This window comes from Alkalibaculum sporogenes (genome assembly GCF_009362815.1).
GTDB classification, from domain to species: Bacteria; Bacillota; Clostridia; order Eubacteriales; family Alkalibacteraceae; genus Alkalibaculum_A; species Alkalibaculum_A sporogenes.
In genome coordinates this window covers 1-22,603 of the sequence record NZ_WHNX01000018.1, presented here as the reverse complement: position 1 = coordinate 22,603, position 22,603 = coordinate 1, and the positions used below count along the sequence as shown (strand labels likewise).

At 33.4% G+C, this 22,603-nt stretch carries 29 protein-coding genes; all 29 read left to right on the top strand.

Annotation, left to right across the window (positions count from 1 at the left end; all coding sequences use genetic code 11):
• Positions 1 to 47: 47 nt before the first annotated feature.
• The 29 genes from GC105_RS11515 to GC105_RS11380 all read left to right on the top strand — a co-directional run bounded on the left by GC105_RS11515 (position 48) and on the right by GC105_RS11380 (position 22,360).
• Positions 48 to 485 (top strand): hypothetical protein, encoded by a 438-nt coding sequence (locus GC105_RS11515; RefSeq protein ID WP_152804902.1) that lies wholly within the window; start codon positions 48 to 50, stop codon positions 483 to 485.
• Between the two features lie 97 nt (positions 486 to 582).
• A complete protein-coding gene (locus GC105_RS11510; protein ID WP_152804900.1) occupies positions 583 to 918 on the top strand; it encodes a YjgN family protein in 336 nt (111 codons plus the stop codon).
• A 154-nt stretch (positions 919 to 1,072) separates the two neighbouring features.
• The gene (locus GC105_RS11505) at positions 1,073 to 1,855 is read left to right on the top strand and encodes a Dam family site-specific DNA-(adenine-N6)-methyltransferase (RefSeq protein ID WP_152804898.1); all 783 of its coding nucleotides are present in this window, start codon (positions 1,073 to 1,075) and stop codon (positions 1,853 to 1,855) included.
• Between the two features lie 261 nt (positions 1,856 to 2,116).
• Positions 2,117 to 2,668 (top strand): site-specific integrase, encoded by a 552-nt coding sequence (locus GC105_RS11500; RefSeq protein ID WP_152804896.1) that lies wholly within the window; start codon positions 2,117 to 2,119, stop codon positions 2,666 to 2,668.
• Between the two features lie 202 nt (positions 2,669 to 2,870).
• Positions 2,871 to 3,158, top strand: coding sequence for a hypothetical protein (locus tag GC105_RS11495; protein ID WP_152804894.1), 288 nt, complete (start codon positions 2,871 to 2,873; stop codon positions 3,156 to 3,158).
• Positions 3,159 to 3,400: 242 nt separating this feature from the next.
• Entirely contained in the window at positions 3,401 to 3,697 is a 297-nt protein-coding gene (locus GC105_RS11490) for a hypothetical protein (protein WP_152804892.1), read from the top strand.
• Between the two features lie 58 nt (positions 3,698 to 3,755).
• Complete coding sequence (locus tag GC105_RS11485; protein WP_152804890.1) at positions 3,756 to 4,124, top strand: hypothetical protein; 369 nt, start codon at positions 3,756 to 3,758, stop codon at positions 4,122 to 4,124.
• Positions 4,102 to 4,431 (top strand): HNH endonuclease, encoded by a 330-nt coding sequence (locus GC105_RS11480; protein ID WP_207706976.1) that lies wholly within the window; start codon positions 4,102 to 4,104, stop codon positions 4,429 to 4,431. Before GC105_RS11485 ends, GC105_RS11480 begins: the two co-directional genes overlap by 23 nt.
• Positions 4,432 to 4,541: 110 nt before the next feature.
• The gene (locus tag GC105_RS11475; protein ID WP_152804888.1) at positions 4,542 to 4,886 is read left to right on the top strand and encodes a P27 family phage terminase small subunit; all 345 of its coding nucleotides are present in this window, start codon (positions 4,542 to 4,544) and stop codon (positions 4,884 to 4,886) included.
• The gene (locus tag GC105_RS11470; RefSeq protein WP_152804886.1) at positions 4,867 to 6,510 is read left to right on the top strand and encodes a terminase TerL endonuclease subunit; all 1,644 of its coding nucleotides are present in this window, start codon (positions 4,867 to 4,869) and stop codon (positions 6,508 to 6,510) included. The genes GC105_RS11475 and GC105_RS11470 overlap by 20 nt, the downstream gene beginning before the upstream one ends.
• Positions 6,511 to 6,524: 14 nt before the next feature.
• Positions 6,525 to 7,700: a phage portal protein gene (locus tag GC105_RS11465; RefSeq protein ID WP_152804884.1), complete on the top strand. Its 1,176-nt coding sequence runs from the start codon at positions 6,525 to 6,527 to the stop codon at positions 7,698 to 7,700.
• A 20-nt stretch (positions 7,701 to 7,720) separates the two neighbouring features.
• Positions 7,721 to 8,431 carry a head maturation protease, ClpP-related gene (locus GC105_RS11460; protein ID WP_193708399.1) on the top strand — a complete coding sequence of 237 codons (711 nt, stop codon included), beginning with the start codon at positions 7,721 to 7,723 and terminating at the stop codon, positions 8,429 to 8,431.
• Positions 8,432 to 8,436: 5 nt separating this feature from the next.
• Positions 8,437 to 9,588, top strand: a complete 1,152-nt coding sequence (locus GC105_RS11455; RefSeq protein ID WP_152804881.1) for a phage major capsid protein — start codon at positions 8,437 to 8,439, stop codon at positions 9,586 to 9,588.
• An 11-nt stretch (positions 9,589 to 9,599) separates the two neighbouring features.
• On the top strand, positions 9,600 to 9,893 hold the full coding sequence (locus tag GC105_RS11450) for a hypothetical protein (protein ID WP_152804879.1): 294 nt from the start codon (positions 9,600 to 9,602) through the stop codon (positions 9,891 to 9,893).
• Positions 9,877 to 10,251: a hypothetical protein gene (locus tag GC105_RS11445; RefSeq protein ID WP_152804877.1), complete on the top strand. Its 375-nt coding sequence runs from the start codon at positions 9,877 to 9,879 to the stop codon at positions 10,249 to 10,251. The genes GC105_RS11450 and GC105_RS11445 overlap by 17 nt, the downstream gene beginning before the upstream one ends.
• The gene (locus GC105_RS11440) at positions 10,248 to 10,577 is read left to right on the top strand and encodes a hypothetical protein (RefSeq protein ID WP_152804875.1); all 330 of its coding nucleotides are present in this window, start codon (positions 10,248 to 10,250) and stop codon (positions 10,575 to 10,577) included. The genes GC105_RS11445 and GC105_RS11440 overlap by 4 nt, the downstream gene beginning before the upstream one ends.
• Positions 10,564 to 10,950, top strand: a complete 387-nt coding sequence (locus GC105_RS11435) for an HK97-gp10 family putative phage morphogenesis protein (RefSeq protein ID WP_152804873.1) — start codon at positions 10,564 to 10,566, stop codon at positions 10,948 to 10,950. Before GC105_RS11440 ends, GC105_RS11435 begins: the two co-directional genes overlap by 14 nt.
• Positions 10,951 to 10,952: 2 nt before the next feature.
• Positions 10,953 to 11,567 carry a major tail protein gene (locus GC105_RS11430; protein WP_152804871.1) on the top strand — a complete coding sequence of 205 codons (615 nt, stop codon included), beginning with the start codon at positions 10,953 to 10,955 and terminating at the stop codon, positions 11,565 to 11,567.
• Positions 11,568 to 11,570: 3 nt separating this feature from the next.
• A complete protein-coding gene (locus GC105_RS11425; RefSeq protein ID WP_152804869.1) occupies positions 11,571 to 11,936 on the top strand; it encodes a hypothetical protein in 366 nt (121 codons plus the stop codon).
• Positions 11,937 to 12,064: 128 nt separating this feature from the next.
• Positions 12,065 to 14,305, top strand: a complete 2,241-nt coding sequence (locus GC105_RS11420) for a phage tail tape measure protein (RefSeq protein WP_152804867.1) — start codon at positions 12,065 to 12,067, stop codon at positions 14,303 to 14,305.
• On the top strand, positions 14,305 to 14,964 hold the full coding sequence (locus tag GC105_RS11415; RefSeq protein WP_152804865.1) for a phage tail domain-containing protein: 660 nt from the start codon (positions 14,305 to 14,307) through the stop codon (positions 14,962 to 14,964). Before GC105_RS11420 ends, GC105_RS11415 begins: the two co-directional genes overlap by 1 nt.
• On the top strand, positions 14,961 to 17,534 hold the full coding sequence (locus GC105_RS11410; protein ID WP_152804863.1) for a phage tail spike protein: 2,574 nt from the start codon (positions 14,961 to 14,963) through the stop codon (positions 17,532 to 17,534). Before GC105_RS11415 ends, GC105_RS11410 begins: the two co-directional genes overlap by 4 nt.
• On the top strand, positions 17,534 to 19,621 hold the full coding sequence (locus GC105_RS11405; RefSeq protein ID WP_152804862.1) for a DUF859 family phage minor structural protein: 2,088 nt from the start codon (positions 17,534 to 17,536) through the stop codon (positions 19,619 to 19,621). The genes GC105_RS11410 and GC105_RS11405 overlap by 1 nt, the downstream gene beginning before the upstream one ends.
• Before the next feature lie 14 nt (positions 19,622 to 19,635).
• Positions 19,636 to 20,067: a hypothetical protein gene (locus tag GC105_RS11400; protein WP_152804860.1), complete on the top strand. Its 432-nt coding sequence runs from the start codon at positions 19,636 to 19,638 to the stop codon at positions 20,065 to 20,067.
• A gap of 52 nt (positions 20,068 to 20,119) precedes the next feature.
• The gene (locus GC105_RS11395) at positions 20,120 to 20,368 is read left to right on the top strand and encodes a hypothetical protein (protein ID WP_152804858.1); all 249 of its coding nucleotides are present in this window, start codon (positions 20,120 to 20,122) and stop codon (positions 20,366 to 20,368) included.
• A gap of 18 nt (positions 20,369 to 20,386) precedes the next feature.
• Entirely contained in the window at positions 20,387 to 20,626 is a 240-nt protein-coding gene (locus GC105_RS11390) for a phage holin (RefSeq protein WP_152804856.1), read from the top strand.
• Entirely contained in the window at positions 20,626 to 21,165 is a 540-nt protein-coding gene (locus GC105_RS11385) for a D-Ala-D-Ala carboxypeptidase family metallohydrolase (RefSeq protein ID WP_152804854.1), read from the top strand. The genes GC105_RS11390 and GC105_RS11385 overlap by 1 nt, the downstream gene beginning before the upstream one ends.
• Before the next feature lie 795 nt (positions 21,166 to 21,960).
• The gene (locus GC105_RS16935) at positions 21,961 to 22,116 is read left to right on the top strand and encodes a hypothetical protein (protein WP_193708398.1); all 156 of its coding nucleotides are present in this window, start codon (positions 21,961 to 21,963) and stop codon (positions 22,114 to 22,116) included.
• 31 nt (positions 22,117 to 22,147) lie between these two features.
• The gene (locus tag GC105_RS11380) at positions 22,148 to 22,360 is read left to right on the top strand and encodes a hypothetical protein (protein WP_152804853.1); all 213 of its coding nucleotides are present in this window, start codon (positions 22,148 to 22,150) and stop codon (positions 22,358 to 22,360) included.
• Positions 22,361 to 22,603: the final 243 nt, after the last annotated feature.

Below are 22,603 nucleotides of genomic sequence, written 5' to 3'. Positions count from 1 at the left end.
AAAGATAAAAGAGACTAAAAGATAATCTCCATCAAAGGGGGAGTAACATGACAAAGGTGGATAGCAATTATAAAAAGACTGAGAAAGCTTTATATGATTACAAGTTTTTGAAGGGATATATAGAATTAAGAAAGAAAGATTTAGCCGAGCTCGATTACCAGGGAGTTTCGGCTACAAGACTATCACTAGCTAAAAGCGATAATAGAAAAATTAGTGATCCTGTAGGGGATGAATTTGAGAGCTTAGAGAGAATAAAAGAAACATGGGGAAAAGAAATTAAGATAAAAGAAAATGTAATTAGTAGTATTGACTATGCAATATCATTATTAGATGATGGCGAAAGAAAGATTGTTGAAATGAAATATAAAAAGTGTATAAGGTATAAAGATATAGCAAGTTTCTTAGGTTATAGTGAAAGGCAAATTATTAGGATTAATAAAAGGATAATAGAGAAGGTTGGTATTGTTTTGTTTGGGATTGAATAAAATAGAAGCAATTTTTAATAAAGCCTTTTTTTGTAAAAATATTGTATTAATTTGGAAAATAGTGTAGAATAAGCATATAAAATGAGGAGGTAGATCAATGGATGGTATTGCGCAACGAGAAAATGTAAAACAGGATTCATATTTTGATGGAGGGCTACTTCAATTAATTGGATGGTCTATATTGGGAGCACTAATAACTAGTTTTACATTCGGTATCTGTTATCCATGGGCTTTATGTATGGTATATGGGTGGAAAACTAATCATACAGTTATAGAAGGAAGAAGACTACAATTTAATGGAAGTGCAGTTGGATTATTTGGAAATTGGATTAAATGGCTTTTTTTCACTATTATCACTTTAGGAATTTACAGTTTTTGGCTAGGTATTGCATTGGAAAAATGGAAGGTAAAAAATACTACATTTGTTAACTAATTATTGATATTATACATTATCATTATTATGGTGAATTAATTTTATAACATGTCACTTTTATGTCACCTTAACTGTGTTAAGATATACATAATCCAAGGAGCTGTGAAAACAGTTCTTTTTTTATGCCAAAGCCACTGGTGAATAAAAATAGGAGATGAAAAGTAAATATATGAAGAGTCCAATTTCTTGGGTAGGGGGTAAGTCTCGAATGATTAAGAAATTACTCCCAATGATACCTGATCATAAAGGATATGTAGAAGTGTTTGGAGGGGCAGGGTGGCTACTCTTTGGTAAAGAAGCATCTAAGTGGGAAGTTCTAAATGACTATGATTCTAATCTAATGAATTTCTGGTGGGTAGTGAAAAATTGTCCTGATCAGTTAATTGAAAGTTTTAACTTTACACTAATAAGTAGAGAAACCTTTATGCAGTATAAAGAAATATATAAGCAAAACGAATATGAGGATTGCATTGAGCGAGCTCATATTTTTTATTACCTGGTAAAGGCTGGCTTCGGTTCCAGTATAGTAAATCCTAGTTTTGGAACAGCTAAGGGAAAGAGTAATTTAAATATTGATAAAATTCATGATGATATTTTGAATACCTATGAAAGACTGAAAAGAGTGACCATCGAAAATAAGAGTTTCGAAGATATTATTCGGATTTATGATAGTCCAGAAACTTTCTTCTTCATGGATCCTCCATATAGAAATACCTGTGATTATCCTGTAGGACATTTTACAGATGAACAGTACATAAAATTAGCTGAGTTATGTAAAAGTATGAAAAGCAAGTTCATGATCACTATTAATAAGGATAAATTTATCAGAGATATCTTTAAAGGTTTTCATATCATGGAGCAAGAGGTTAGATATTCCTTATGCAAGGATATTAGTGGTAGAAGAAACTATGGAGAGTTCATTATCAGTAATCATTAGTAAATTGAAGATTCTGCTTAGGCAGTTTCTTTTTTTAGACAGTGAATTTTACATAATGAAGGTATTAAAAAATTGAATATTTCAGAATAGAATAATTGCTTAGTATTAAGTGGGTTTAAGGATTGTTTTTGGAGTTTAACACAATTAGTTATTATGTAAAGTTGAAGGTAAGAAACTGTGAGTGATCCAGTTTCTTTTTTTGCTTATCAGTTACTCATATCTTAACAGATGTACAACTAAAAAATAGAAGAAGGTGAAAATATGAATTATGTACAACCAATACGTGATCAACATTTAGTAAGAGACATTGGATCTTATATAAAGAATAATTGTGAAAGAAACTATGTAATGTATTTATGTGGGATTTATACAGGCCTTAGAATTAGTGACATTTTGAAATTAAGGATTGCAGATGTAAAAGATAAAACTTACATTAATATAAGAGAGAAGAAAACTGGTAAACAGAAAGTAGTAGAAATTAATCCTATTCTAAAGAAGGAACTAAAATTTTATCTAGAAGATAAGACAGATTCTGAACAATATCTTATCCAATCTCGTGAAGGATATAATCAACCATTAAGTAGAAGCATGGCATATAAAATTTTAAGAGAAGCTGGCGAAAGATTCGGGCTTGAAGGAATCGGTACACATACATTAAGGAAAACATTTGGATATCACTTCTATAAACAAACAAAGGATGTTGTTACACTACAAGCAATCTTTAATCATAGTCATCCAAGTGTTACTTTGAGATACATAGGAATCAATCAAGAAACAGCTAATATTGCAATAAGAAAATTTAAAATATATTAGCAGTTACACATAATGAGGTGAGGGTGAATTGATATTTGGGAATCTAGCTCAAAGTATTGATATTACAAGCGAAACCTATACTAGTGTGAGTTACACACAATTATAAGATATGGATAACTCAATATATCAAGATTAATTAATTAAAGATAAAATGTATTAGTAAAAATATGGTATAATATATTTTACAAAAGGTGGGATAAAAATGGATTGGTTACTTTGGGTTAGTGTAATACTTATAGTCATTGGAATAATTTTGGTTGTTTACTTAATTATTAATAAGAAAGAACTGGATAGAGATATTAATAAGAAACATATTGTTTCAAGAAATTCATGGATATTTGGGGCAGTTTGTTTTTTGCTTACAATTATCCTAGCATGGTGGAGTGGTGACACGAGTATTATTAGTTATACTCTTAAAGTAACAAGTGTAGTATTATTTCTCATTAATGCATTTATAAGTCATAAAAAGATAAGTAAAGATAATCTCTAAAAAACATGTCACTTTTATGTCACCCAACTTGTGTTATGCTATAAGAAAGTCGAGGAAGCTGCAATTGCAGTTTCTTTTTTTTATAGGTGAAAATTATGAGAGATAAATCTAAATGCAAAACATGTATATGGGTAGTAAAGATAAACGTTGAGAAATGGTATTGTCCATTTAACCGATGCATTAAAAAAGTCTATAAGTAATTACTCTAATATATTATAATAGTAGAAAAGGAGTGGTTAAATATGGCACTGTTTGGAGAGAAAAAAAGTAAAGAAGAAAAAGAAGAGCAGAAATTACAACAATTTATGGACAGATATCAACTAGAAGATTTAGATAAGAAAGATTTAGTAGTATTACAACGAATAGCAGGCGATTTAACAGGGAATAGTTTATTTAAAGCTGGTATGGCATTAAGTTTTGCTAAAGCAGAAGAACAGGCTAAGGTTACTTACTTATCTGCATTAGTCGAACAGAACTGGCTTATAATAAAACAGTTAGGTAGACTTAATAAAAATATAGAAAAGTTAAATGAAAAGTAAGGCATCCGAGAGGGTGTCTTTTTTATAAGAAACAAATAAGTATAGGAGGTAGAAAGTAATGTATCTAGTAGGAACAAATAATTCAAAGTTTGTTGATGAAAATTATATAAAAAAATATCTTGACCAGAATCATAAAGTAAATAATGTATATGGATTATCTAAAGGAGATTTCTTTTGGATGATGGACATGACATTTAAAAGCCCAGAGGAAGCCATTAAATATATTAGATTGTACGAAAAAAGAGGTTTCAATGTATTTCACAGCATTTCTATTCCCAAAGATTTAAAGGAAGATGTAACTATTGTAGAAACAGAACAACATATACTTCCTGATATAGATGACACAGAAAATGAATTAGTTCCAGAGGTGAAGCCAGTTGAAGAGAAGCAACGTAAGGGAACTGGTGGAAGCAGGAGAAAAAAATAAGTTTTATTGGCGTGCTGAATGGATGGTAGAACTTAGACCTAGTGCATTAGAACGTGACCATTATGAGTGCCAAAGATGTAATCATAATTGGGATAGTGAACAATATCCTAACAAAAGAAAGAAGACACTAACAATAGCTAAGACTGTTCATCATATATATTCGGTGGAGAAATATCCTGAGTACGCCAAAGAGTTATGGAACTTAGTTAGTCTTTGCTACAGATGTCATAACGAAGTAGAAGGTAGAGCTTGGTTTAAGTTCAAGGAATATAAAAAGAAACCTCAGATAAACGATGAAAGGTGGTAGATACCCCCGGGGTAATTCTCAAAAATACCTAATCGTTGAGGCAAGCGTTTGTAAGGGGGTAGACTGTGGGGATTTTTTTTATTTCGCACGTATAAAGGGGGTGGGTATAGGTGGCTAAACGAAAAAATAATGAACTCAATGATTTGAGACTTAAACAAGAGTGTGAAATTCGTACTGATTTATTGGAGCAATTAGACGATAATGGAATGATTGGGAAACAGTATGAGGATATGATCGAGGACTATGTTGAACTAATCAAACTTAAAAATTTATTAATAGATGATATTCACACAAAAGGGATTAGATCAAGAGTGAAAACCGGGAACGGTTTCTTTCAAACAAAGCCTAATGAATCTGTTGATAGACTTTTGAAAGTGAATGCTCAGATGCTTAAAGTTTTAACGGAATTGGATCTAAAAAAACCTAAGGCTGCTGATGAAGATGATCTATTGTAAAGAAATAGATGATTATATAAAAAGCAAAGAACCAAAATCAACAGATATTTTACTTCTCGTTAAGAATATAGTAAAACCTTTACTAAAATCTAATGCATATTTTGATAGTGATACTTTTTATAAGTGCTTGGAATATACTGAAAAATATTACTATGAAATGTTTCCATTCCAAAAGTTTATTTATGCTTTGTTTTTCTTTTATGAAGATGAAACAAAGCTGTTCACTACATTTGATACTTTTTTCATCATGGAAGGTAGAGGAAATGGCAAAGATGGATTTATGGCTCCTTTGGCAGATTTTCTGACAACACACTACCATGGTATAAAAAATTATAATGTTGATGTTGTAGCAAATAGCGAAGAACAAGCCAAGGGACTAACAGAAATTATCTATAACCGGATGGAAGACTATAAAGACAAAATGAAGAAGTTTTTCCGGTGGACGATTGAAGTTATTATTAATAGAAAAACACATTCTAAAATTACTTACAATACTTCAAATAGTAAAACTAAAGATGGTAAGCGACCAGGGATGATTATATTTAATGAATTTCATCAGTATGAGAATTATTTAAACATCAATGTACATATGAGAGGGAAAGGAAAAGTTCAAAATCCAAGGGTAGTTATTATTACCACTGATGGATCTATTCGTGAAGGTCCACTTGATGACTATAAAGCATTGTCAGAAAAAAGATTAAAAGGATTACTTCCTAATTCAAAACTATGTCCTATACTCTATAGGTTAGATAATGAAAAAGAAATTGACAAACCTGAGATGTGGGTGAAAGCAAATCCATCATTACCCTATATGCCAGTATTGAAAAGAGAAATCGAAACAGACTACGCGCTGATGCAAGATATGCCTCATATGAGACCAGATTTCATCACTAAAAGAATGAATTTACCGAAAGAGGATGCAGAATCAGTATTTTGTAAATGGGAAACAATATTAAAAACCAAAAGACCACTACCGAATCCCAATAAAGCATTAGCTATATTTGGGATGGACTACGCAGAATTAAATGACTTTGCATCTGGTGGATTTCTTTGGAAGAATGGAAATGATTATTGCTGGATGCAGCATACCTGGATAAATAAAAATTCACCTTTTTTCAAATCAATAAAGCCACCTCTTCAAAAATGGGAGGATGAAGGTTTTGTAACTATAGTAGATACTCCTACGATTGATCCTAATTTAATCCTAGACTGGTTCTTTGAGAACGCAGTCTTTTTTAATGTCCAGATTCTATCAATGGATAAATTTAGATGGGAAGCTATCAGTGATGATTTTGAAGCAAGGGAATTAAGTGTTGTGACTAAGGAAAATCCTAATGGTGAAATTGTACATGTTAGATCAGGTGGATGGACACAAAATGAAATTGCCCCAGTAATGGATGTTATTTATGCTAATGGACATATGATATATGGTGATGATCCTTGTATGCGGTGGTTCACACAAAATACAGGTGTTAAGAGAGATGGAAAAGGGAATAAAACATACTTTAAGATTGAGCCTAAGCTTAGGAAAAATGATGGATTCATGGCTCTTGTACATGCTATGAGTGAGAGATCTCGGTTAGACATACCAGAGTGGAATCCAGATGGAAATCCATATTTATAGGAGGAGGTGAGAGATTGGGATTATTAGACTTTTTATTTAACAAAGCAAACTATGTAGAAGTTTCTAGTATTTACTCTGATGCAGTCAAACTATATGTTAATGAGCTTGCTATACAACGAGGAATAACGCTGTATGCAAATGTTATTAGCAAATGTGAGTTTCAAAGAATTAAAAAAGAGGGCAACAAATTAATGAGTGTAAAAAATGATCTCTATTATACTCTTAACATTAGACCCAATCAAAATAGTAATGCTACAGTATTTTGGAATAAAGCCATTACTCAACTTTTTAAAAATGGAGAAGTATTAATTGTCCAAGGCTATACGAACGAACTTTTTCTAGCAGAATCATTTTCTAAGCGAATATATGCATACAAGCCATGGGAGTTTTATGATGTTGTCATAAATAATTTAAACACGAACAAAACATATCTAATGGGTGATGCGATATATCTTACAATTGAGAATATGACTATCAGTAAGACTATGAGTGATTTTTATGAAAAGCTAAGTGGGATTCTTGATGCTGCAGTGAATAATTACAAGCAGAACAATGGGAAAAAATATAAATTTAATACAGGAACATCTACAGCAAGAAGAGGAATCGGAGCAACTCCAGATACCACAACTGAGGGAGAAGAAATTGAAAAAACAAAAGCACAACAATATGTAGATAAATTATTCGAAAAGATTTTCACTACTCCCAATGCTATAGTACCATTGCAAACTGGAGAAGAATTAGAGGAATTAGGCAAAGTAACAGGACAAAATTCGGAAGACATTGTGAAAATGATAAATACAACAATGGAATCAGTAGCTATAGGAATGAATATACCTATCGATATTTTTATTGGTAGAACTACCGAAAAAAGCAATGCAATGAACGATTGGATAACCACAGGAGTAGAAATATTTCTTGAGCTAATAGGAGATGAATTAAACGCAAAGCTTATTTCTAAAGCTAATTATCTAAAAGGAGATCAAATACTCATTGATGCTACAAAAATTAATCATAGAGATATTTTAGACAGTGCAGTGGCATTGGAAAAGCTCTTTGGAATTGGATTTACTCACAATGAGATTAGAGGCTTATTTAAAATGCTCCCTACAACAGATGAAGGAGCTGATGACAGACACTGGTCTAAAAACTATGGAACTGAATCAGAATTTAAAGGAGGTGAGAAAGGGTGAATATAAAAAATATATATTTCATGACATTAAATAATAAGCCTAATGAATCAGAGAAACCAGCAAAGTTCTTTCAATTCAAGCAAATTGATGATGATACTACAGAAGTAAGTATTTTTGGTGATATCACATCATGGAGATGGATTGAATCGGACGTATCTGCATTTAGCTTTAAAAAAGAACTTGATGCTGTAGAAACTCCAAATATTGATGTACATATCGACTCATATGGTGGTGAAGTTGCAGAAGGTTTAGCAATCTACAACATGCTCAAAAACAGTGGAAAGAATGTAACAACCATTGTTGATGGGTTTGCTTGTTCAATTGCATCTGTGATTTTCATGGCAGGATCCAAAAGAATTATGAACACCGGATCATTACTCATGTGGCATAATCCATGGACATATACAGCAGGGAATGCTAATGAACTCGAAAAAGAAATAGCAGGCTTAAGAAAGATGGAGGAATCTTCAATTAAAATTTACAAAGAAGGTTCAAACCTTGAGGAGAGTACCATAAAAGATATTATGGATGCTGAGACATGGATAACAGAAGATGAAGCATTAGAGTGGGGAATTGCAACGTCAAAAATTGAAAGTGCTGCAAAGCAGTCGTTAGAATCAAAGACTTTTCATTCCACAATAGCAAAACTTAAGTCTTTGGAAAAAGAGAATAGAGAATTAAAAGAACTAGAAAATAAAAATACATCCTCATGGGATGAATATTGGAGGTAGAAGAAATGATAAATTTAGAAAAAAATGAAAAGTATCTTGAATTAGTTAAGGAAATAAATGAAGCACCAGGGGAACAAAAATCAGAAAAGATTGTTGAAGCAATGCATCAGCTGATTGAAGCAAATTCAAGCGAGATTGTTAGTCAGTATAAGTCGGATTTTAATGAACTACAGGCAAACAAAGAGAATGCAACAAAGATGGGTTTAAGAACGCTAACTGTAGGGGAAAAAGAATTCTACAACAAAGTATTCTCACCCCAACAATCTATAACTGTTACTGACATTAATATCTTTCCTGAGACAACATCAAATTTTGTATTTGAAGAAATTAAGACAAGTCATGATTTGCTAAAGTACTTTAAGACTGTTCCTGCAGGTGTAAATAAATTTATTACATCTGAGTACACTGGAAAAGTTCTTTGGGGCGAATTGACGGATGCAATAACATCTGAAATTAGCGCAACTATCAAAGGATTTAATGTTGATGCTTATAAACTATCAGGATTTATGTATGTTCCTGAGGCTATTCTTGATTTAGGACCAGAATGGATTGATAGATATGTAAGAACTGTACTTATAGAAGTTTTAGAAGATGGAATTGAAGAGGGTTCTGTTATTGGAACTGGAGAAAAAGGACCTATTGGGTTAGTAAAATCTCTTTCAGGAGCTGTGGACGGAGTACATCCTAACAAAACACCTGTAGCATTAACATCATTTAAACCTGAGGATTTCGCACCTAAGTTAATCCCTCTTACCAATGGTGGCAAAAGAAAACTTGGTAGAATTTTACTAGTAGTTAACCCAGCTGATAGATTAGGTAAAGTTATTCCTGCATCTACAGTATTTACTAACGGAAACTATCAGAGTATTTTGTCATACATCAATGTTGAAATCATCGAGAGTGCTCATGTACCTACTGATAGAATGGTTGCATTTTTACCTGAATCATATCAAATGGGACTTACTAAAGTTGGAGTTCAGTTCTCAAACGACTTTAAGTTCTTAGATCATGTTCGTACATATAGGACTATAGCTTATGGTAACGGCAGAATTATCAACGACAACATGTCAATCGTGTTTGATATCAGTGGACTTACTCCGTTCGTACAACCAGTATCTGTTGAGGGCATTGTACAAACTCAAGAAGTAGTAGGATAGGAGGATAAACAATGACTGAAGAACAACTGAATGCGCTTGAATTAGAGTTAGAGGATGAACTTCAGTTATTCCTCGATTCGAATAACCAGGAACACATGAGAATAAAAAATAGACTGAAAAGACACCTGAAAAATGGTGCCTTTTACCTTATATCAAAAATTGGACAATTTGACATAGCAGAAAATCTTACAGCTAGAGAATATGTAATAAACTATGCACGGTACTCCTATTATGGGGTATTAGATGAATTTCACCAAAACTATCAAGGAGACCTAAGGGGGCTGCAAATTGAGAATTTCGAATAACTCTAAAAGAATACCAGTCTACCTTGATGGTTTTTTTATTATTTATGAAGTATTTCACAACGAAACAGAAGATTATCCACTTGATAAGCTTAGAGAAGTAGGAATAGCAGTACCATTTAATGAATTGCAGATATTTGATAATACGAAAATGGTGTATAAAGCTCAAGGCATTGAAGTAACTCGTAAAATCAGAACAAGACCTATTCGATTTAAAAATAAGAGTTATTTAAAGATTGGTGAATCTATGTACAAGATAGAAAATTCTGTAACAGCAGTAAATTCTACTGGATTTCAGGAAACTGACATTACTTTATCTAAATACACAGAAGCTTATGAGATTGAAGAGGTGGCAGAATGATAACCAAAAATGAACTTGCAGCAAAAGTTAAAATAATTTTCACAAACTTAAGAGAATGGCAGTTTAGGGAAGAAGATTTGAGCGTATTCCCCCGTGCATTGTATTGGGGTTATGCCAGATCATCAATAAGAGCATCTGGTAATACTTATGAAAAGACAGAAACAGTACAAATATCTGTATTTTCAAAGGTGCCGGATGAATTAAAAGTAGATAAATTAGAGGATCTACTCATTGAACTAGGAATAAATACTGATATTTTTGTAGAATTTAATGAGAATGATAAGATCTTCCACTACTACACAGGAGTAGAATGTGAACGAGGATAATTTTTTAGGTGGAATTAACGATTTGGAAAGTGAATTAGCTGAAATATTAGCAAGAACAGAAGAAAACCAGATTGACAATGTTTTAGAATCAGGAGCAGAATTACTTGCAAAAGACATAAATAGGCTTCCAAAACCTAGATCTCAAATTTCAAAAGGTGGATACACTCATATACTTGATACAGTAGGAGTGTGGAGGGATAATCTAAAATCAGGCTCTAAAGTAAGATTAGGTTGGAGAAAGTACCATGGTCCTATTCTTGAGCATGGATCTTATAAAATGGGTGCACAGCCACATTTAAAACCTACATGGAATAGAAATAAAACAAAATATCAGTTAGAAATGATAAAAAAATTAAAGTTAGGAGGTAATTAATTATGCCTATATCAACAAAGAAACCAGCAAGAAAACAAACAGTTGGTGCACTGTACTATGATTTTGCAACTGACATGGATGCAATGACTTATGCAGGTACACCGGCAAAATCTGAAGTAGTAAAAAGCGTTAGTACTACCGAGAATGAAGAGTCCGAACCAGTTTATGCTTCAGGGAAAATATATGATACACCAACTTTGAGGTCATCAGATGAAATTGAAGTAGAGGTTGTAGCGATAGATCCTGACGATTTAGCAAAAATGAGAGGGGAGAATATAGATGCAAGTGGTCTGGTATTATCTGGTGGAGCTCAAACGAAACCGTTTTTTGCATTTGGGAAAGTAGTTGTTAAGACAGGTAGTCACGCCAAATATCAATGGTTTCCAAAATGCCAACTAATAACTAAATCTGATGAAGCGTCTACTTCAGAAGGTTCCCCATCTGAACAAAATGACACATTAACTATTCAAGCACTGCCATTTGATTCATCAGGAAATACAAATGTATATGTAGATACAGAAATGACAACATTTCCACCGGGCTTAACTGAAGATCTATTCTTTGGCCAAGTAATACATTCACCATCAACTATGCCAGTTATACCGCCGGAGGTTTAATAGATGAATAAATCAGTATTACTTGCTAATGGGGATAAAGTAGAGCTTACATATACATTTAAGACATCAAAACTTATGATACCATTTAGGACAGAAATGATAGAGCTTAATAAAATTGCTGAAGAACATGGTGAAGAGTTTGACATGAACGAACTTGAAGATGAAGAAATAGAAAAATTCACAGATGCTATTTCAAAAGTAATATATGCAGTTTTGAATGGTTCTCGTTATAATTGTGATTTTGAGGAAGTGGATTTTCTGATTAATGAAGAATTAATCAAAAGTACTATTGATCTTATGGAAGAACAAAAGAAGAAAGAGAAGGCTTTATCAAAAAAAAAGACCTATCCCTCATCCAAGAAGAAATAAATTTCAATAAATTAAGGGTCATGGCTTATCAAATTGGATTATCAGAGTCTGATTTTTGGTGGATTGACCCTTTTGACTTTTATGAAATGATAAAAGAATTTGTTGATTTGAAAGGAGGGATTTAATCTATGGCAGGTGATTTAAAAAGGGTTGGTCTAGAATTTAAAGCTGATGGGACTGCAGATTTCAGAAAGTCAATAAAAGCTGTTACTCAAGATATGCAAGAGTTAACTTCTGCCTATCAGCTTGAAAAGGCTCAGTTAGATAAAAATACCTCAACATATGATAAGTTAGCTCTAAGGTTACAGTTTGTTCAGGATGCATATGACAGTTACGCAGATAAGGTAAATATTCTTGAAGATGAATTAGTGGCTCTTGAAAATGCCGAAAATAGAAATGAAACTGCTATACAAAAGAAAAGAACAGAGCTAAATAATGCGAAACGTCAAATGGAAGAATACGGAAAGTCAATTGGTGAAGTTAGCAAAAAAATGAAAACTGCAAATTGGACAGATGTTGCAAATGATCTAGACAAAATTGGAAAAAATTCAACTGCAGCAGGAAAAAAAATGTCTATATTTACTGCAGGGGCTATAGCTGGTGGTATTAAGATAACAGGCATGGCATCTGATTTACAAGAAACAATGTCAAAAACAGATGTTATATTTGGTGATAGTGCTAATTCTGTAAAAGAATGGTCTGAATCATCAATTGAAGATATGGGATTAGCTCAGCAGACTGCATTAGATATGGTAGCAACATACGGGGATATGGGTACATCAATGGATATATCCACAGATAAAGCTGCAGATATGGGAAAAGAGCTCACAAAAAGAGCAGCTGACCTATCCTCATTCAAAAATATTAAAATTGATGTAGCCAATACTGCTCTTAATGCTATTTATACTGGAGAAACAGAATCTCTTAAAAAGCTTGGAGTTGTAATGACACAAGCAAACCTTGAACAGTTTGCCATGGCACAAGGTGCAAAAGAATCATACAAAGAAATGACAGAAGCAGAAAAAGTGATGCTCCGGTATGAATATGTTATGACGAAAACCAATAATGCTGCAGGTGATTTTGCAAACACCTCTGATGGATTTGCAAATTCGCAGAGAATAATGAGTGAGTCTTTTAAAGAAATGGCAACAGAACTAGGAGAAATACTACTTCCATATATGACTAAATTAGTTCAAAAGGTAACAGAGGTTATTCAGTGGTTTTCTGGGCTAGATAGTAGTATTAAAACAATTGTTTTAGCTATTATCGGAGTTGTAGCTGCTATAGGTCCATTGCTAATTATATTTGGAGCTATGGCTAGTGGTCTAAGTAGCATCATTACACTTGTAACAAGTCTTTCTGGCGCAAGTGCAACAGGTGCAACAGGAATAACAGGGTTATCAACTGCATTCACATCTTTACTTGCTCCAATAGTTGCAATAATAGCAATATTTGCAGCAGTAGTTTTAGCATTTAAACAACTATGGAATACAAATGAAACTTTTAAAAAAGCAATGATTGTTGCATGGGATTCCATAAAAGACACTTTGAAAAAAATATGGGAAACTGTGATACAACCGATTTTTAATAGCATTAAAGAAGTTATGCTGATGGTGTGGAATAAAGGAATTAAGCCGTTATGGGATAGTTGGGTAAAGTTTGTTGGCGGCATTATGGTCGAAATGGCAAGACTATGGACAAGTATTAAACCCATAGTAGATTGGTTTATTTCTGTATTCGGGCCTGTTTTAACAGCTGTTTTCCAAGTAGTTTCAAAAACATTTGGAGGTATAGTAATTGGAATTATTGGGGTTGCAGGATCCTTACTTGAATCATTAGGAACGATCATTTCAAGTATTATTGGCATATTTAGAGGTTTGATTGATTTTATATCAGGAGTATTTACAGGAGACTGGTCACGTGCTTGGAATGGAATTAAAGATATCTTTGGAAACATAATGAAAGGGCTTGGCGCTTTAATTAAAGCCCCACTCAATGGAGTAATATCTCTAATAAATGGAGCAATAAGAGGGCTCAATAAAATATCTGTTAAGATTCCTAGTTGGGTTCCTGGACTGGGTGGCAAAAATTTTGGAGTCAACATACCAAGGATTCCAATGCTTGCTGACGGGGGATATCTATACGGTGGAGCAGCAATCGTTGGTGAGGCTGGAGCAGAGCTTTTAACCCAGCAAGGCAGCAGAACGAGGGTAACACCATTGAACGGCTCTGGGGGCAATACAGATTTAATTGACTATAATAAAATGGCTAGAGCGTTTGCATCAGTGATGTCTACCATGGCCATGTACGTAGATGAAAATGGAGTAGCAAAAATGGTGGATAAGAGGATGATTGAGGTGATGACATAATGTTTAAATTTAAAGGTATATCAAGTAACGATATGAAGGTAATTGCAGTTGAAGAGAATTTTATTGCAAAAGCATCTCTCTTGGTAGAATCTATTAATATTGATGGGAAAGATGGAGAAGATTTTATTGAACATGGCTATGGATCAGTAGAAAAAGATATTGAATTACAAATATTAGATGTTTCTAAAATTGACAACATTATTGCATGGCTAAATGGACCTGGAGAATTAGAATTTAATAATAGAATCACTAAAGCGCGTTTTTATAATGGGTATGATGTAGACCGATTTGTTACGCTTAAAAAAGCAGAAGTATCTTATATTAGAGATCCATTTTGGTATGAAACGAATGATGAATATGATGTAGTTACTACAACAGTATTAAACGGAGGTAATATCTATTCTAAACCTTTAATAAAATTGACCGGTAACGGAACGGTGGATATAACTATAAATGGTGTTAGATTTACTTATACATTTACAGATCCATATGTAGAAATAGATTGTGAAGAAATGACAGAAAAATATGATGGCTTATCACGTTCGAGGAACATTGAAATAGGGTTGGAGTACCCAAAACTTAATACGGGAATAAACGAGATCATTTTACATAGTGGAACATGCATAATTGAAATGAAAAGGAAGGATAGGTGGCTATGATTAAAATCTTTAATGCAGATGATAAAAATTATAGTACAAACGGTAACATAGCCATCCAACCTTTAAAATGCATTGAAACTAAAAAGGAAGGATTTGATGGATGGTATGTCGAACTTGAAATAGCAATTGATTATAAAGAATATATTGCTCACGACAATATAATAGTTGTTCCAACGAAATCAAAAGGAGAACAACCATTTAGAATTAAAAATCCCGAAATTAATAGTAGAGGAATCAGATTTACGGCACATCATGTAGCATTTGATAGTGAAGATTATATATTAGCTGACATATATCCTCAAGGGCTAAATGGGATGGCATTGCTAGACTGGATAAATACTCGTACAGATAACACTAGCCCCTTTACTGTTTTCTCTGACGTGTCAAATTTAGGGACAGCACGAATTGTGAGAAAAACATTAAAAGATGCTTTTCTAATTGCTCAAGAGCGAATAGGTGGGAATTTTGATTTTGACGGATGGACAATTAATTTATTATCATCAATAGGTTTAGACCGTGGTGAAACTATTAGGTATGGAAAAAACCTACAAGGAATTAGGGTTTATGAGAACTGGGGTAATGTTTGTACAAAACTATTGGCGGTAGGTCCTGACGGTATTATTTTGCCTGAAGTATACCTTGTCTCAGAAGTACAGTACGATAAACCTTATACTAAGGCTATTTCATTTGACATTCCTCAGAAAGAGGGAGAAGAACTTACAAATGAGGAAATAATCTTGAAGCTAAGGGAGATAGCTATAGAATATATTGAGACTCATCAATACCCTGAAATTAGTTATGAAGTGGAAGCAAACATTAATCAAAGTTTAAATATCGGCGATATTGTTTATTGTGTAACTAAATATGTTACAGTACCTACGCAGGTACAAGGATACGTTTATGACGTAAACAAGAAACGAGTAACCAAATTAGTATATGGGAATTATAAAAGAGATGTTAAAGCAGTATTCAGTACTATAAAAGCTGATATTGAGAAAGCAGTAGAGTTGGGTGTTACACTTAATAAAGTCGTAGCAGATCAAAGTAACTTAATTAATCAATTAGGAAAGTTAGGGCATGTATATATTGATGACAATGAAATAATGGTTCTCGATGCACTCCCAAAAGAGGATGCTCAAAATGTACTGTTGATTAATCTAGGAGGTATTGGTTTTTCATCCACTGGAATCGAAGGTCCATTTACATCAGCTTGGACTCTTAATGGAGCGTTTAATGCATCTTTTATTACGACAGGAATTTTAAATGCATCATTGCTTAAAGCTGGAATGATTCAGTCTCCAGACGGATTGTCCTATTGGAATCTAGAGAATGGGGAAATAGTACTTAATGTTAGTTCGCTTAAAATACAAGCAAAGACTGTTAGTACACAGGAAGATATTGATTCAACGTTAGAATCTGCTGTGGGTTTAATATATGCTGATGTGGAAAGTCTTGAAACTAAGATAACCCAAAATACAAATGAGATAGCCTTAAGAGTAGCTAGAGAAGAATTGACCGCAAAAAATGTCTGGGGAATAAATTTAATAAGTAATGACCCCGTAAAATGGGAGCTTATTGATTCGTTTACAGGGCAACCTGTGGAATATGATGAGTTGTCTCCCCCCACTATGCAAGAGGCTGAAAGGTATCATTTAAAGCCTGTATCTTTAATCCCTGTAGAGGCTGGAAGACCTTATACTCTATTTAGTACCTTAAGGGACGGTCAAGAAGCTCCTACTCAAATGGAATTAGTATTTTACAATATTCATGATGAGATTGTTTATCCACAAGAGGATTCTTCTGTTAATTTATTCTTCAATAACAGTTATATTATGTATTATGAGGGAGAAGTTATGAGTTATAATTCAAGCTATCCTGCAACCTTTGTAGTACCAGATGATGTAGTTAAAATGGATATTACTATAATTCAGCGCGCAACAGGGATTTCTTATCCTATCTGGGACAGAGCAATTCTAAATCCAGAGGAAATATCAGACTCCCTATTAAAGTTAGAGATTGGATATACATCTACTGATTGGATTATAGCTATTGATGATGTGGAGGGTAACCATAATTTAGAGACTAGAGTAGAGGGGGAAGAGCCTATAGACCCTGAAGTTGGTCAGTTGTGGTTAGACAGTCTAAATGGAGCAGACTTAAATAAGTGGAATGGAGAAAACTGGATAACTATAGGATGGGGTAATTCAGAAAATGTCCTAGAAAAGATATCTGCTCAAGAAGCTTCTTTACGAGTACTAGAGGATTCAGTCAATATTAAAATTTCAAGTCTTGAAGAAGGACAAGAAAAAGTAGACACCTACTTTAATTTTAGAGAGAGCGGTATGAACATAGGTAAGTCTGATAGCCCACTAAATATAAATATAAGTAATCAGCAAATGGATTTTATAGATAATGGGCAAGCAGTAGCTTATATAAACGGTCAAAAGATGTACATAACCTCAGCCAATATAACGAATGACCTAATAATAGGGGTTCACCAAATTGAACGCTATAATGACGAAATAACTTTTATAAAATATGTAGGCTTACAGACTGGAGGAGTTGGTTAATGGCTAAAAGTAGTAATTTTTCTACTAGTGGCAACGTATATTATTGGATTGAGGCTATTGTAAATTCACAAAGTATACCTAATAATACCTCAAGTGTTACTGTCCGAGTCTGGGCACAAAAGACTAATAACATAGATACTTACGGTAGTGGTACAGTCTATTGCACGATTAATGGTACTCAGTACTCAGCCTCTATTACCTCAAGCACTAGATTCAATTTAACAGCTAAAAAGATATTTGAAAGAACTCAAAATATAGGACATAACTCGAATGGAACAAAGACCTTATCTATGGCAAGTTATATAACCCATAGTCAATTTACATCAAGTAATAAAAGTTGGAATTATACCTTATCGACTATACCAAGAGCTAGCTCTATTACAGGATTTGCAGACTTTAACATTAATGGGAGTTCTTCAATCACAATAAGTAGACACAGTAGTAGTTTTACCCACAATTTAACTCTAAGGGTAGGAAATACAGTGGTAGCAACAAGAAACGGTATAGGAACGAGTACAACTCTAACTTTGTCTACATCAGAACAAAATATTATGTATCAAGCTATACCCAACGCTACTTTTACAACCGTGACCCTTTCATGTCAGACAAGAAGTGGGAGTACAAATATAGGTTCTGCGGTTACAAGAAATGCTACGGCTTATGTTCCTAGCTCGATAGTGCCCTCTTTTACTGCATTAACCCACTCGGAGAATATAGCAAATGTAAAGACAGTTGTGGGGGCTTATGTACAAAGCTTAAGCAGATTAAACCTAGCCATAACAGGGGCAACAGGGGCTAAGTACTCTTCAATAGCAAGTTACAGAATAGCTTTTGAAGGTGTGACTTATAACAGCAGAACAGCAGTAACCCCTTATCTACCGAACTCTGGAGGCAGGATTGCTACGGCTACAATTACTGATAGTAGAGGTAGAACAGCTACCAAGAATGTAACAATTAGTGTTTTAGCTTATTCTCCGCCTAAAATTTCAAGTTTTAGCGTTACTAGATGCGACTCTAACGGTACGCCAAACCTCATGGGTACATATATTAGAATTCCTATGTCTTATGTAGTTCGAAGTTTACTCTCTGGGACTGAAAAGAATACAGTAGCTATAGTCATAAGGTCAAGGATTAGAAATGGGAGTTGGGTCACTAAGCATAACCAAGCTGCTACTACAAGTCATTTAACTAGAAACTCCACTTGGGGTTACTATGGAGTATATGCCATAACTGATAGCTACGATATCAGGGTAGATATAACCGATAAATTCAACACTACTATATCTTATGTAACTATATCTACTGGAGCTGTTCCTATGTCTTGGGGTAAAGATGGTGTGGGGATAGGTAAGGTACATGAGGGGTTATCAGCACTAGAGGTAGCAGGTGATATCGATGTATCTGGTACAGTCACTGGTGTTTGCAAGTCAAACACAACTCCAGTACCTGCAAGTACTCCAGGAAGTAACTACCCTATAGGGCATACTTGGTTTTCAATAGGTAACGATACTTCTTATCCTTATGCTTACGGTATAGTTGTTAATTATAAAATGAGTGATTCAAGGTTTACCCAACATTGTTATCATCACGGGCATGGTGAAACTAACACAGGTTTTTACTACAGGCATTGGAACTCAGTTAGTGGCTGGACAGTTTGGAGAACACTTTCTGTAGAAGGTCATACGCACAACTATATAGCTCTTAACTCTGACCTTTGGGCAAGACATTTAGATGGTAGAACTACATCTGGAGCTGATGGTCGATTATATTTGAACTGGAAAGACAATAACCCAATACATATATGTGGAGAGTTAAATATGACGGGGCAAAGAATAATTAACTCGAGTAGTTTTGTTAGTGGTACAATATCGGTTTCTCCCACAGCAAATTCTCCTAGTTATGCTACAGCGAGTTATGGAAGAACTCTAAGTGGAGTACCCTCTGTAGTAGCAACAGCTAGAACTTCAGTGCCAGGGAGTACTTTATTAGAAACGGGAGTAACAAATGAATCTACTACCAGTTGTAGAATTTATATCTATAGAACAAATACAACAAGTACAGATGTTAACTGGATAGCAGTGGTATAGGGAGGATGTAAAATATGAAAATATGCTTATTAATAGATAGTGACAATCAAATATATGCTTATGCTCCTTGTCATGTTTTAGAAGAAGATGGAGTGGAATATCATTCCCCATCTTTAATAGTGGATGGAGAGTCACAACAATTAGGCTGTAGAATGGTTATGATTGATGAAGAAGATATTCCAAACTATTACGATTTGGAGCTTTGGCAATGTAGATGGGTTGAGGGTAACTTAGAATATTGTCATGAAAAAGTAGAATTTGTTGAGATGTCAGTTTTAAGGGATGAGAGAAACAAAGCTTTTGCAATTGGAGATAAGTACCAAAACTTTATACTTTGGGAAAGTCTAACAGAAGAGCAAAGACAAGAATACAGAAACTGGAGAGAAGCATGGCTAAATGTAACTGATAATAAAGTAAAACCAGAAAAACCAATATGGTTTGATTAGGATCTCTTCTGAGGTCTTTTTTTATAAATAAAAACATGAAAGCAGGTGAACTATGGGAGAAAATTGGTATGACAACAAAGATTTGTTTGAAATGATCCAGGAATTAAAAAAACAACTATCAGAGACTACAAACTTAATTAAAGAATATAATGGTCTCCGTAAAAAGCAAACAGACTTTGAGAAAAGAATTATTATTGTTGAGAATTGCTTAGAAAATAAAAAAGAAAACAAAAAAGATTGGCAATGGATACTTGGATGGTTAGTAGCTATCGTAAGTTTATCCATTGCTATTTTTAAATAAAAATTAGGAGATGGTAACATGGTTTTGAAAAATGTAAAGAAAGAAACATGGATACGAACAACTGTCTTAGTAGTAGCTTTAGTTAACCAAGGGTTACAAATAACTGGCAAGCAGATACTACCATACACACCTGAAGAAGTGGCAAACGGTGTATCATTTGGATTGACGATTGTGGCAACAATATGGGCTTGGTGGAAAAATAACTCATTTTCTGAAAATGCACAGTATGCAGACGAAATAATGAAAGGTGGAAAATAATGAATAATAAACAAATTCAAACACTGTTAAATGTATGGTTGAAGAGTCAAAAGAAAACTTTGCTAGTCGTAGATGGTAAAATAGGACCATTAACTAGACAAGCTTCTAAAGACTTTCAAAAGGCTCATGGTTTAGTTGTGGACGGTAAGCCAGGTCCAATAACTCAATATGAGCTCATGTTCTTCAAGTACTCAAATTTCAGAAAATCAGAATTCAAATGCAAATGTGGAGGTAAATATTGCAATGGATACCCAGTAAAAGTAGATGAAAATCTACTTATTTTATTGCAAAAAATTAGATATCATTTTGGGAAACCTGTTAATATTAACTCCGCAATCCGTTGCAAACAGCATAACAGGAACATAGGTAGTACAGACACTAGCCAGCATGTCAGAGGTGCTGCAGCAGATATAAGGATAAGTAGTATTAGTCCTAGTACAGTTTATAATTATTGTAATAGTATAAATCCTAGTGGTGGAGTTGGTAAATACAGTACTTTTACTCACATAGATACTAGAAATAAAAGGGCTAGGTGGTAATTTATCCATGAGAAAATATTAAAATACTATAACTAGATATCCTAAAAGAGACCTCAATCCAATATGTGGATTGGGGTCCTTTTTACTCTCGGAATAGCCCTACTATACGTGAATCCTCATTAATAGTATTGAGTTATTCGTATAAGTGTTAGAAGATAACTTTATATCGTGTCGGTTTAATAAAACCGATTAACGACCTTAATTATATTATTCAAAAGTTTTGTAAAATGTGATATAATATTTACATTATTAGGGAAATTCCAATGTTAACATTGGATTATGTCATAATATTTAATGTGAAAATTACTTTTGGAATCAAAAATATGTTGTAACCGATCATAGGAGAGGAGAGAGTGTATATGATGATAAATCCAGGTGGTATAGGAAGTATAGTTATATTGATATATTTATTAATTTTAGGTGTGGGAGCATATCTTACATACCTGATTATTAAAGCTTTAAGAATATATATTAAAAGGAACTCATAAGGTTCATCGAACCGATCAAGAACTGGTACCTTCGGTATAAATATGGATTACACAAAAACATATTATATATATGTGCATAAGAATGATTATGATAATGCACAAGCATTATTAAGAAATTAATTAAATAGATCATAATTCATATTTTTCTATAGATACGCAACAGTAGAATGGGGCGACCAAAGGTGCGCCCCTACGTATTAATGATGCTATGTCGTAAGGGGATACCTCTGGTCTCTCAATGTATGACTTATATTACGCATTTGTAAAATATGGTGAAGTGATTTTTAGTAAAAAAAGGAGAAGGTTTATGGACGTTGTTCGTGTGTTAAGTCAAATATTCATTTTAGGTTTGTTTGGAATAGGGATTTATGGGTTTATGCTATTTGTAAAACTTGCTAATAGAGGAATTAAAGCATTTGATATTTATATTAACGAAAAGACAAATAATAAGTGGAATTTTTAATTATAGGAGTTTTTTATAATGGGGAGTAAGCTTGAGTAAGAATAATTTAAAAATAATCGTTAATATTTTATTTGTAGTAGGTTGGTTAATGATTTTAGGAACAATAATTTTTTCTATCTTAATGAAAGATAATTTAGATGCATATAACTTAGGGAGAATATTAATAACGATTACTATTATAAATTTGTGTGCATTAATTTTTATTTTTATAAAACCAATAGGTCATAAGTTTTTAGATTGTTAAAAACAAAGGAGATTTATAAATGGGATGGCATTTAATTGAATTTATTTTAGAATTAATTCTAGACATAATCTTTTTTAAGAAAAAAAAACATAAAAAATCTTAGGATGAGTTAAAATAATTCAGCTACTAAAGCCTTTGGTCTGCACCACCTGACCACGGGCTTTAGTAGCGATTATTATATTTAACTATAAGTTTATCAATATCTTTTTTATCTTCAATCCATTCTTCTGAATATCCGCATTC

Bases quoted from the DNA above. Each gene is read 5' to 3' on its own strand.
- GC105_RS11515 (WP_152804902.1), top strand. From the start codon at position 48: ATGACAAAGGTGGATAGCAATTATAAAAAGACTGAGAAAGCTTTATAT.
- GC105_RS11510 (WP_152804900.1), top strand. From the start codon at position 583: ATGGATGGTATTGCGCAACGAGAAAATGTAAAACAGGATTCATATTTT.
- GC105_RS11505 (WP_152804898.1), top strand. From the start codon at position 1,073: ATGAAAAGTAAATATATGAAGAGTCCAATTTCTTGGGTAGGGGGTAAG.
- GC105_RS11500 (WP_152804896.1), top strand. From the start codon at position 2,117: ATGAATTATGTACAACCAATACGTGATCAACATTTAGTAAGAGACATT.
- GC105_RS11495 (WP_152804894.1), top strand. From the start codon at position 2,871: ATGGATTGGTTACTTTGGGTTAGTGTAATACTTATAGTCATTGGAATA.
- GC105_RS11490 (WP_152804892.1), top strand. From the start codon at position 3,401: ATGGCACTGTTTGGAGAGAAAAAAAGTAAAGAAGAAAAAGAAGAGCAG.
- GC105_RS11485 (WP_152804890.1), top strand. From the start codon at position 3,756: ATGTATCTAGTAGGAACAAATAATTCAAAGTTTGTTGATGAAAATTAT.
- GC105_RS11470 (WP_152804886.1), top strand. From the start codon at position 4,867: ATGAAGATGATCTATTGTAAAGAAATAGATGATTATATAAAAAGCAAA.
- GC105_RS11460 (WP_193708399.1), top strand. From the start codon at position 7,721: ATGACATTAAATAATAAGCCTAATGAATCAGAGAAACCAGCAAAGTTC.
- GC105_RS11455 (WP_152804881.1), top strand. From the start codon at position 8,437: ATGATAAATTTAGAAAAAAATGAAAAGTATCTTGAATTAGTTAAGGAA.
- GC105_RS11450 (WP_152804879.1), top strand. From the start codon at position 9,600: ATGACTGAAGAACAACTGAATGCGCTTGAATTAGAGTTAGAGGATGAA.
- GC105_RS11440 (WP_152804875.1), top strand. From the start codon at position 10,248: ATGATAACCAAAAATGAACTTGCAGCAAAAGTTAAAATAATTTTCACA.
- GC105_RS11430 (WP_152804871.1), top strand. From the start codon at position 10,953: ATGCCTATATCAACAAAGAAACCAGCAAGAAAACAAACAGTTGGTGCA.
- GC105_RS11425 (WP_152804869.1), top strand. From the start codon at position 11,571: ATGAATAAATCAGTATTACTTGCTAATGGGGATAAAGTAGAGCTTACA.
- GC105_RS11420 (WP_152804867.1), top strand. From the start codon at position 12,065: ATGGCAGGTGATTTAAAAAGGGTTGGTCTAGAATTTAAAGCTGATGGG.
- GC105_RS11415 (WP_152804865.1), top strand. From the start codon at position 14,305: ATGTTTAAATTTAAAGGTATATCAAGTAACGATATGAAGGTAATTGCA.
- GC105_RS11410 (WP_152804863.1), top strand. From the start codon at position 14,961: ATGATTAAAATCTTTAATGCAGATGATAAAAATTATAGTACAAACGGT.
- GC105_RS11405 (WP_152804862.1), top strand. From the start codon at position 17,534: ATGGCTAAAAGTAGTAATTTTTCTACTAGTGGCAACGTATATTATTGG.
- GC105_RS11400 (WP_152804860.1), top strand. From the start codon at position 19,636: ATGAAAATATGCTTATTAATAGATAGTGACAATCAAATATATGCTTAT.
- GC105_RS11395 (WP_152804858.1), top strand. From the start codon at position 20,120: ATGGGAGAAAATTGGTATGACAACAAAGATTTGTTTGAAATGATCCAG.
- GC105_RS11390 (WP_152804856.1), top strand. From the start codon at position 20,387: ATGGTTTTGAAAAATGTAAAGAAAGAAACATGGATACGAACAACTGTC.
- GC105_RS11385 (WP_152804854.1), top strand. From the start codon at position 20,626: ATGAATAATAAACAAATTCAAACACTGTTAAATGTATGGTTGAAGAGT.
- GC105_RS16935 (WP_193708398.1), top strand. From the start codon at position 21,961: ATGGACGTTGTTCGTGTGTTAAGTCAAATATTCATTTTAGGTTTGTTT.